Source organism: Cryobacterium sp. 10I1 (assembly GCF_035019805.1).
GTDB classification, from domain to species: domain Bacteria; phylum Actinomycetota; class Actinomycetes; order Actinomycetales; family Microbacteriaceae; genus Cryobacterium; species Cryobacterium glucosi.
Window position 1 is genome coordinate 1 of the sequence record NZ_JASJVF010000133.1, and the last position, 9,312, is coordinate 9,312.

Sequence of the window (9,312 nt, forward strand, 5' to 3'; positions counted from 1 at the left end):
GATCGATCCGCAACGGCTCTGGCGGCCACCGAACCGGCACCGCGCCCACCAGGTCCTCACCGGACCACCCAACCGCGACTGACCGGCCCGACTGACCAGGGCGAACGGGGGCCATGCCGGACGCGGGCCGTCGCTATAGGGTGTCGTTCTCGGAGGCGTTCGGTCATCGTGACCTGACCGCAACATGCGGAACCGGATTTCAGACATCCGTTTCCATATGATTTAGCCGAGGGTGACAAAGGAGGCTCCGTGTCCGCAGACCGACCGGCAATCCGCTTGCGGGGGCTGACCAAGTCCTTCGGCGCGGGAAACGCCGTTGACGGGGTTGATCTCGACGTCGTCGAGGGCGAATTCTTCTCGATGCTCGGCCCTTCCGGCTCCGGAAAGACGACCGTGCTCCGGCTGATCGCGGGCTTCGAACAGCCCACGAGCGGAACGGTGTCGCTCCAGGGAAAAGACGTGACCGACCGCGCCCCCTTCGACCGCGACGTCAACACCGTGTTCCAGGACTATGCGCTCTTCCCGCACATGACCGTGCTCGACAACGTCGCATACGGGCTGCGCGTGCGCGGCGTCGGCAGGCGCGAACGCCACGAGCGGGCCAGGGCGGCCCTCGACACCGTGCGTCTCGGCGGGTTCGGCGACCGGAAGCCCGGACAGCTCTCCGGCGGGCAACGGCAGCGCGTGGCCCTGGCCAGGGCCACGGTCGTCCAGCCCAAGGTGCTGCTTCTGGACGAGCCGCTCGGCGCCCTCGACCTCAAGTTGCGCGAGCAGATGCAGGTCGAACTGAAGGAACTCCAGCGCGAACTCGGCATCACCTTCATTTTCGTCACCCACGACCAGGAGGAGGCGCTCACCCTGAGCGACCGGATCGCCGTCTTCAACGAGGGTCGGATCGAACAGCTCGGAACCCCCGCCGAGATCTACGATCACCCGGTATCGCCCTTCGTAGCCGCTTTCGTAGGCACGTCCAACGTGTTCAGCGACGAGCTGTCCCTCCGTGTGCTCGGCCGAGGAGGCATCCACTCGGTGCGTCCGGAGAAGATGACGGTCGAGAGGCTGGAGTCCCCGCTCAGCGGCGACCGCTCGGCGACAGGCGTCCTCGCCGAGGTGATCTACCTGGGCAGCAGTACCCGGCTCATCGTCGACCTCGACGCGGGCATGCGCGTCGTCGTGCAGGAGCAGAACGACGCGCGTCGGGTCGGCGACGAAGAACGCGGCGCCCGTGTGCGCGTGGCCTGGTCCGACAGGGACACCGTCGTGGTCGTCGCAGACCGCCGCACCGAATCACTGGACCCGGCACCTTAAACAGCTCACCAAGAATGGAGACCGTAATGAACCGCCACGCGCCCCACCGCAACTCCAGACTGACCGCCCTGACCGGGCTCGCCATCGCCTCGATCGCGCTCCTCACGGCGTGCGGAACCACGACGTCCGGGGCGACCAAGCCCACCGCATCCGCACCGACGGCCCTCGGCGCGAACGAGGGGGCCGTCTCGATCCTCGCGTGGCCCGGCTACGTCGAAGACGGCAGCAACGACCCGACCGTGGACTGGGTCAGCGCCTTCCAGGACGAGACCGGCTGTAAGGTCACGAGCAAGACCTACGGCACCTCCGACGAGGCCTTCAACCTGATGAAGACGGGCGACTACGATGTTGTCGCGGCCTCGGGAGATGCCTCCCTGCGCCTGGTCGCCGCCGGAGACGTCGCCCCGGTGAACACCGACCTGATCCCGAACTACGCCGGAATCTACGACTTCCTCAAGCTGCAGGCCTGGAACAGCGTCGACTGTGTCTCCTACGGCATCCCGCACGGCTACGGCGCCAACCTGTTGATGTACAACAAGGATGTCGTCACGCCGGCCCCGACGTCGTGGGACGTCGTGTTCGACAAGTCTTCGGCGTACAAGGGCAAGGTCACGGCATACGACTCCCCGATCTACATCGCGGATGCCGCCATGTACCTGATGAAGCACCAGCCCGATCTCGGGATCAAGAACCCGTACGCCCTCGATGAGAAGCAGCTCGCGGCGGCCGTCGACCTGCTCAAGCAGCAGCGCCCGAATATCGGAGAGTACTGGTCCGACTACCTCAAGTCGGTGCAGTCCTTCGAGACCGGGGACACGGTCGTCGGAACCACCTGGAAGGTGATCCGCAACTCGCTCGCCGCCGGGACCGCCGCCGAGGTCACAGTTCCGTCGGAAGGAGTCACCGGCTGGTCTGACACCTGGATGATCGCCTCGAAAGCGGCGCACCCCAACTGCGCGTACGTCTGGCTCAACTACATCGCGAGCCCGAAGGCGAACGCGCAAGCGACCGAGTACTTCGGAGAGGCCCCGTCCAACCAGAAGGCCTGCGAGTTCATGACGGACCCCAACCAGTGCGCGACCTATCACGCCGGAGACGCCGACTACGCGTCGAAGATCTGGTACTGGACGACGCCGATCGCCAAATGCGTCGACGGCAGGACCGACGTGACCTGCACCGACTACGCGGCCTGGACGACCGCGTGGCAGGAGATCAAGGGCTGATGCTCCAGGCCGATTCCGGCGGGCCCGTTCCGGTGCCCCGCGACACCGGGGCCCGCCGGATCTCGGTCTTCCTGAGCCGGCACCCTCGGCTCCGACTCTCCCTGCTGCTCTCGGCTCCGCTGTTCTGGCTCGGGCTGGTGTACATCGTGGCCCTCGCGGCGCTGCTGATCACGGCCCTGTGGACGGTGGACACGTTCACGGGAACCATCACGCAGACCTGGACGCTCGACAACATCGTCACCGTGCTGACCGGCTCGCTGTACCAGACGGTGACCCTGCGCACCCTCGGCATCGCCGTGGTCGTGACCGTCGTCGACATCCTGGTCGCCCTGCCGATCGCGTTCTACATGGCCAAGGTCGCGAGCACCAGGTGGCAGCGGGTGCTCGTGATCGCCGTGCTGATGCCGCTCTGGGCGAGCTACCTGGTCAAGGCGTATGCGTGGCGCTCCGTGCTGTCGAGCGACGGCATCGTCGACTGGCTGGTCGCGCCCTTCGGCGGCCAGACCCCGGGATACGGGCTGCCGGCAACGGTCATCACCCTCGCTTACCTCTGGCTGCCGTACGTGATCCTGCCGATCTACGCCGGACTGGAACGCGTGCCGGACTCCCTGCTCGAGGCCTCAGGCGACCTCGGGGGCCGGACCGGATCCACCCTTCGGCTCATCGTGCTGCCGATGATCTGGCCGGCGATCATCGCCGGTTCGATCTTCAGCTTCTCGCTCACCCTCGGCGACTACATCACGGTCAACATCGTCGGCGGGGCCAACCAGATGCTCGGGAACCTCGTCTACACGAACGTCGGCGCGGCGAACAACCTGCCCCTCGCGGCGGCGATCGCCCTCATCCCGATCGTGATCATTTTCGGATACCTCGCCGCCGTGCGCCGCACCGGCGCCCTGGACAACCTGTAAGGGGAGAGATGCGCCTCAGCAGACCGGCACGGATCGTCCTCGCCGTCCTCACCGGGATCATTCTCGCGGTGATCTACCTGCCGCTCATCGTCGTGCTGATCAACTCCTTCAGCACGAGCACGAACCTGACCTGGCCACCGCCCGGCCTGACCTTCGAGTGGTGGGTGAAGGCGTTCCACAATGAGGGCGCCCTCAACGCGATCGGGACGAGCGTGCAGATCGCGATCGTGGCGACCCTGGTCTCCCTCGTCCTCGGCACCCTGATCTCGCTCGCCCTGCAGCGGTTCGCGTTCTTCGGCCGCGACGCCGTGAGCCTCCTCGTGATCCTGCCGATCGCGCTCCCCGGGATCATCACGGGCATTGCGCTCAACAATGCGTTCCGCACGATCATGGGCATTCAGCTGTCGATCGCGACCGTGATCATCGCGCACGCGACCTTCTGCATCGTCACGGTGTTCAACAATGTCATCGCGCGTCTCCGCCGCGTCGGCATGAACTTCGAGGAGGCGTCCGCCGATCTCGGAGCGGGGCTGTGGACCACCTTCCGACTCGTGACCTTCCCGCAGCTGCGTTCTGCACTTTTCGCGGGGGGACTTCTCGCTTTCGCGCTGAGCTTCGACGAGATCATCGTGACGACGTTCACGGCGGGGTCGAGCGTGAAGACCCTGCCGATCTGGATCCTCGACAACCTGTTCCGGCCGAATCAGGCCCCGATCGTCAACGTCATCGCGGTTGTCCTCGTGCTGGTCTCGATCGTGCCGATCTACGTGGCACAGCGCCTCGCGGGGGCCGAGAAAGTCACCCCCTGAGGCCCACTCGGTTCAGCGCGCGTCGCGCCCGGTGAGCGCGAGGAGGCGGGACTGCAGCGGCGCGTCGTCGGGGAGGGGAACCGGGGGAGCGAAGAGGCCGCTTGCTTCGAGGGCGTCCTTCTGGGGCTCGAAGACCGTCCAGACGGCGGCGACGAGCTCGTCGTCGAGGGACTCGTCGGCGGAGACGGCCCTGGCGAGATCCCAGGTGTGGATGGTGACCTCCGCGACCTGTTCCCGCAGGTACTCCGCGGCGGTGACGGTTTCGGACGCCAGCCGGACGGGAGCATCCGCCGGGGCCTCCGACCAGGCGGCGGTCGCGAGGGCGGAGTAGGTGTCCCATTCCGCCTGCAGGTCGGAGCCGAGCGGGGCGCGGGTGAGGCGAGCCTCGATGACCGACCGTCCGGCGAGGAGCCGCGGTACACTCTGCTGGCCGCGGACGACATGGCGCACGAGGTCGCGGACGGTCCAGTCCGAGTCGGGGGTCGGTGCGTCCCAGCTGGTGACGTGCGCGAGCCGGGCGCTGAACTCCTGGTGGGCCTGCTGCTGAAGTGCGATCCAGTTCGATTCCATGAAGGCTCCTTTCGTTGCACGATGCAACCCCTGCGGTCGCCGGTGCATTCCGCCTCGCACGCTACCCGTGGAACACGTCTGCCCGCACGGTCGGCGGTGTGGGTTAGGGTCTCAGGGTGAGCAGGCAGGACGGAAGCGACCGCACGGTCTCGGCGGCAAGCGTCGACGACTCCTCCGCGACCCTGCTTCACATCGACATGGATGCGTTCTTCGCGTCCGTCGAGCTGCTCGACCACCCGGAACTCGTCGATAAACCCGTCATCGTCGGCCACCGCTCCGGCCGCTCCGTCGTGACCGCCGCCAACTACGTCGCCCGGCGCTACGGCGTGAACTCGGCCATGCCGATGGCGCTCGCCCTGCGGCGCTGCCCGGCGGCGGTCGTCCTCGAACCGCACATGAGCCGGTACCGGGATTTCTCCGAGCAGGTGATGGGCATCTTCACGGACATGACCCCGCTCGTCGAGCCGCTCAGCATCGACGAAGCCTTCCTCGACGTCTCCGGGGCCCGCCGCCTGCATGGCTCGCCCGCCGTGATCGCGGCGCTGATCCGCGAGCGGGTCCAGAACGAGACCGGGCTCACCTGTTCCGTCGGTGCCGCGTCGACGAAGTTCGTCGCCAAGATGGCGTCGAGCAGGGCGAAACCCAACGGCCTGCTCGTGGTACCGGCTGAGGACACCCTCGCGTTCCTGCATCCGTTGCCTGTCGGCTCACTCTGGGGCGTCGGCGCCATGACCGAGAAGTCGCTCCTCGGGCTCGGCCTCCGCACGATCGGCGACCTCGCCGCCACGCCGCTGCCTGTGCTGCAGAAGTCCATCGGCGAGGCCTCCGGCCGCAAGTTGCACGAGCTCGCGTGGGGGAGAGACCCGCGCGGAGTGACCCTCGAACGCGAGGAGAAGAGCGTCGGCCACGAGATCACCTTCGAACACGACGTGACGGATGTCGCCCGGTTGCGCAGCGAGCTCCTCCGCCAGTCCGACGCGGTGGCGGTTTCCCTCCGGCGCGCCGGCCTCGTCGGGCGCTGCGTGGTCCTGAAACTCCGGTACACCGACTTCAGCACCGTGACCCGCTCGCGCACCCTCGCCGAGGCGACGAACGTGGGCCGCCGCATCTACGAGGAAGCCGCGGCGAGCTTCGACGTGCTCGCGGCCCGCGGCATCCGGGTGCGACTGATCGGAGTGCGGGTGGAGCAGCTGGGCGACGGCGATGGGGCGGGCCTCGGCCTCTGGGACCCCGACGACGACTGGCGTGGCGCCGAACTCGCGGTGGACTCCGTCACCGCGCGCTTCGGTCGCGGTTCGGTGCGGCCCGCCTCACTGCTCGGGCCGAGCCAGGCCCGCCCGGTGGGCCTCGACGCCACCAAGCCGAACCCCCGTGCGGGAGAACGCGGCGACGCGAATCCCTGATGCCGGGCGTTGCGGAGCGCGGCGGAGTATCGTGAAGAGATGACTAGCCTCCCCGAAAAGCTCGCAGAAATCTCCCGCTCCGCCGGCGTGCGGTCGGCATACGGTGACCCCGTCCTCGTCGACGGGATCACGATCGTTCCCGTCGCGCTCGTGTACTACGGTTTCGGCGGCGGCGAAGGTGAATCGACCGAAGGAACCGGCACGGGTGGCTTCGGCAGCCCCGGACACGGCGCCGGCGGCGGCGGTGGCGGAGTCTCCATCCCGGTGGGCGCCTACGTGAAGTCCCAGGGCACCGTTCGCTTCGAACCCAACGTCATCTCGCTGCTCGCCGTCGGTATCCCCTTCGTCTGGGTCGTCGGCAAGACGCTCAGTCACGTGATCCGGGCACTCAAGAAGTAGCCCCTACTCGAAGGCGTCCGGGACCCCGTCGTTGTCCGCGTCCGTCTTCTCCTTGAGGTCGATCTCCCGGTAGTGCCGGTTGCGGCTGCGCAGCACGACGGCGGCGAGGAGAGCCGCGAGCAGGGACGCCGTGAGGATGGCGACCTTGGCGTGGTCGTCCTCGATCGTGCCGTGCCCGAAGCCGAGCTCGCTGATCAGCAACGACACCGTGAAGCCCACCCCGGCGAGCATCGCGACGCCGATCACGTCGACCCAGGCGAGGTCGGGGTCGAGCGATGCCTTCGTCGTGCGGGTCACGAGCCAGGTGGCGCCGAGGATGCCGACCGGCTTGCCGAGGACGAGCGCGACGATGATCCCGATCGCGACGGGGTCGCTCAGCGCTGCCGCGAGACCGGCGGGCCCGCCGATCGCGACACCCGCGGAGAAGAAGGCGAAAACCGGGACGGCGAATCCCGCCGACAACGGCCGGATCCGGTGCTCGAGGGTCTGGGCGAGCCCCGCTCCCGCGTCTGGTCCGCCACCACGACGACTGCGGAGCACGGGCACCGCGAAACCGAGCAGCACGCCGGCAACGGTGGCGTGGATGCCGGACGCATGAACCAGAACCCAGGTCAGCACGCCGAGCGGCACGAGAACGAGCCACGCCAGCCACGGTTGCGTCCCGAAATGGTACGAGTATCGGTGCGCGAGGAATGCGAAAACGGCGAGCGGCACCACGGCGGCCGCAAGCAGGAGCGGCTGGAGGTCGCTCGTGTAGAAGAACGCGATGATCGTGATCGCCAGCAGGTCGTCGACGACGGCGAGGGTCAGCAGGAACACCCGGAGGGCGCTCGGCAGGTGCGAGCCGATCACGGCGAGCACGGCGACGGCGAAGGCGATGTCCGTCGCGGTCGGTACGGCCCAGCCGCGCAGCGCTTCCGCGCCACCGCCGAGGTTCACGAGCGTGAAGAAGAGCGCGGGGGTCAGCACGCCACCGACGGCCGCGGCAACGGGAACGACAGCGCGGTCGAGGGTGCGCAGGTCCCCGGCGACGAATTCGCGTTTGAGCTCCAGGCCGGCGAGGAAGAAGAAGATCGCGAGCAGCCCGTCGGCCGCCCAGGCCCCGACGCTGAGCTGGAGGTGCCAGGGCTCGTAACCGAACTGGAAGTCGCGTACGGCGAAGTAGAGGCCGGAGGCCGGCGAGTTCGCGAGGACCAGGGCGATGACGGTCGCTACGAGGAGGAGTGCCCCGCCGACCGTCTCACGACGGAGGATCTGACTGATCCGCACGTATTCCGGATAGCTGCTGCGCCGGAAGACCGCGCCGATTCCCCGAGGATTGCGAGGGGAGGGGGCGCTTCCTGGTGGAGTCATCGGCGGATTCGTGGGTGGGGTCATGGGTGGATCCTCTGGTTTCGGGCTCGATGAGCGGACGCCGACCAGACTTCCCGGCACACCTGCTTTCACTGTACACGGGGCCCTCGCCGCGCCCCTGCCCGCGGCGGGAAGCCGGTGCGGTCTATACTCGGAATCGAACACGGGAGTCCGGTCAACCGGGCTGAGAGGAAGCTTCCTAAGCTTCGACCGTCAAACCTGATCTGGATCATGCCAGCGCAGGGAGGCAGAAACACTCATACCCGTGCCCTCAATTGCCATTGAAAGGGCGCGACATCATGCATTCAACAACCACCACACCCGCAGCCCGGGTTCGCAACTACCGCTGGCGGGTCGTCGACATCGTCGTCGCCAGCGTGATCGGCGTCGCGAGCGGCGTCATCTTCTGGGCGTGGGGCCTGGCCTGGACGCCGCTCAGCACCGTCCTGGCTTTCACGCCCGGCCTCGAGGGCCTCCTCGCCGGCGGCTGGCTCTTCGCAGCCGTGCTCGGCGGACTCGTCGTGCGGAAGCCCGGCGCCGCCGTCTACACCGAGGTCGTCGCAGCCGTCGTCTCGATGCTCATCGGCACCCAGTGGGGTTTCTCGACCCTGATCTGGGGCGTCGTCGAGGGCCTCGGCGCGGAGATCGTCTTCGCCCTGTTCCTCTACTCGAGCTGGAAGCTCGGCACCGCACTCCTCGCCGGCGCCGGCGCCGGCGTTGCGGTCGGAATCCTCGACGTGCTGAACAGCTACGCAGCCGTCGACGACGCGATCAAGGTGACCTACTTCGTCTCTGCCGTGATCTCCGGCGTGCTCCTCGGCGGGCTTGTCTCCTGGCTCGTCCTGCGCGGCCTCGTGCGCTCAGGAGCCCTGAGCCGCTTCGCCGCAGGCCGGGACAGTTCGGGCCGGGCGGCCCAGCGAGCCACCGCGTAGCGGATGCCCCTGGATCCCGATTCCGTACGCCCGGTCGCGGGCGCGCATGCCCGCGGCCGGGTCGGTCTCGTGCTGCAGGACCCGGATTCCCAGGTCGTGCTCGCGAGGGTCGGCGACGACGTCGCCTTCGGCTGCGAGAATCTCGCCGTGCCGCGCGACGAGATCTGGCGCAGGGTCGGTGCCGCCCTCGACTCGGTCGGCCTGCGGCTCCCGCTCGACCACCCGACCTCCGCGCTCAGCGGCGGCCAGAAACAACGCCTCGCACTGGCGGGCGTCCTCGCGATGCGGCCGGGCCTGCTCCTGCTCGACGAGCCGACTGCGAACCTCGACCCGGAGGGTGTCATCGAGGTGCGCGACGCCGTGCGCCGCACCCTCGACGCCTCCGGGGCGACCCTGATCGTGAT

Annotated in this window: 10 protein-coding genes and 1 riboswitch; of the genes, 8 read left to right on the forward strand and 2 right to left on the reverse strand. The window is 68.1% G+C overall.

The annotated features are described in order from the left end of the window. Positions 1-249 precede the first annotated feature (249 nt). From QN345_RS12005 to QN345_RS12020, 4 genes are read left to right on the forward strand one after another with little or no spacing between them, the layout of a single operon-like run. Positions 250-1,308 (forward strand): ABC transporter ATP-binding protein, encoded by a 1,059-nt coding sequence (locus QN345_RS12005; RefSeq protein ID WP_134447674.1) that lies wholly within the window; start codon positions 250-252, stop codon positions 1,306-1,308. A 26-nt stretch (positions 1,309-1,334) separates the two neighbouring features. Further along, positions 1,335-2,531 (forward strand): ABC transporter substrate-binding protein, encoded by a 1,197-nt coding sequence (locus QN345_RS12010; protein ID WP_323508682.1) that lies wholly within the window; start codon positions 1,335-1,337, stop codon positions 2,529-2,531. Further along, positions 2,510-3,442, forward strand: a complete 933-nt coding sequence (locus QN345_RS12015; RefSeq protein WP_241975442.1) for an ABC transporter permease — start codon at positions 2,510-2,512, stop codon at positions 3,440-3,442. Before QN345_RS12010 ends, QN345_RS12015 begins: the two co-directional genes overlap by 22 nt. Before the next feature lie 8 nt (positions 3,443-3,450). Then, positions 3,451-4,251 (forward strand): ABC transporter permease, encoded by an 801-nt coding sequence (locus QN345_RS12020; RefSeq protein ID WP_134447678.1) that lies wholly within the window; start codon positions 3,451-3,453, stop codon positions 4,249-4,251. 12 nt (positions 4,252-4,263) lie between these two features. Here QN345_RS12020 and QN345_RS12025 read toward each other — a convergent pair whose 3' ends face one another. Beyond that, the gene (locus QN345_RS12025) at positions 4,264-4,821 is read right to left on the reverse strand and encodes a TIGR03086 family metal-binding protein (RefSeq protein ID WP_322135710.1); all 558 of its coding nucleotides are present in this window, start codon (positions 4,819-4,821) and stop codon (positions 4,264-4,266) included. Positions 4,822-4,937: 116 nt separating this feature from the next. On the opposite strand from QN345_RS12025, the gene QN345_RS12030 reads away from it, so the two are divergent. Then, positions 4,938-6,224, forward strand: coding sequence for a DNA polymerase IV (locus tag QN345_RS12030; RefSeq protein ID WP_134447682.1), 1,287 nt, complete (start codon positions 4,938-4,940; stop codon positions 6,222-6,224). A 39-nt stretch (positions 6,225-6,263) separates the two neighbouring features. Beyond that, positions 6,264-6,623, forward strand: a complete 360-nt coding sequence (locus QN345_RS12035) for a spore germination protein GerW family protein (protein ID WP_322189766.1) — start codon at positions 6,264-6,266, stop codon at positions 6,621-6,623. A 3-nt stretch (positions 6,624-6,626) separates the two neighbouring features. Here QN345_RS12035 and nhaA read toward each other — a convergent pair whose 3' ends face one another. Then, complete coding sequence (nhaA, locus tag QN345_RS12040; protein WP_370294804.1) at positions 6,627-8,000, reverse strand: Na+/H+ antiporter NhaA; 1,374 nt, start codon at positions 7,998-8,000, stop codon at positions 6,627-6,629. Between the two features lie 129 nt (positions 8,001-8,129). Then, positions 8,130-8,239: riboswitch (TPP riboswitch) on the forward strand. Positions 8,240-8,275: 36 nt separating this feature from the next. On the opposite strand from nhaA, the gene QN345_RS12045 reads away from it, so the two are divergent. Both QN345_RS12045 and QN345_RS12050 read left to right on the forward strand, forming a co-directional pair. Then, positions 8,276-8,908, forward strand: coding sequence for an ECF transporter S component (locus QN345_RS12045; RefSeq protein WP_322135713.1), 633 nt, complete (start codon positions 8,276-8,278; stop codon positions 8,906-8,908). A gap of 3 nt (positions 8,909-8,911) precedes the next feature. After that, positions 8,912-9,312: ABC transporter ATP-binding protein (locus QN345_RS12050; RefSeq protein WP_323508683.1), on the forward strand; the 401-nt coding region annotated here is incomplete at its 3' end.

Coding starts and splice junctions, on each gene's coding strand:
- QN345_RS12010 (WP_323508682.1), top strand. CDS start 1,335: ATGAACCGCCACGCGCCCCACCGCAACTCCAGACTGACCGCCCTGACC.
- QN345_RS12020 (WP_134447678.1), top strand. CDS start 3,451: ATGCGCCTCAGCAGACCGGCACGGATCGTCCTCGCCGTCCTCACCGGG.
- QN345_RS12025 (WP_322135710.1), bottom strand. CDS start 4,821: ATGGAATCGAACTGGATCGCACTTCAGCAGCAGGCCCACCAGGAGTTC.
- QN345_RS12035 (WP_322189766.1), top strand. CDS start 6,264: ATGACTAGCCTCCCCGAAAAGCTCGCAGAAATCTCCCGCTCCGCCGGC.
- nhaA (WP_370294804.1), bottom strand. CDS start 8,000: ATGACCCCACCCACGAATCCGCCGATGACTCCACCAGGAAGCGCCCCC.
- QN345_RS12045 (WP_322135713.1), top strand. CDS start 8,276: ATGCATTCAACAACCACCACACCCGCAGCCCGGGTTCGCAACTACCGC.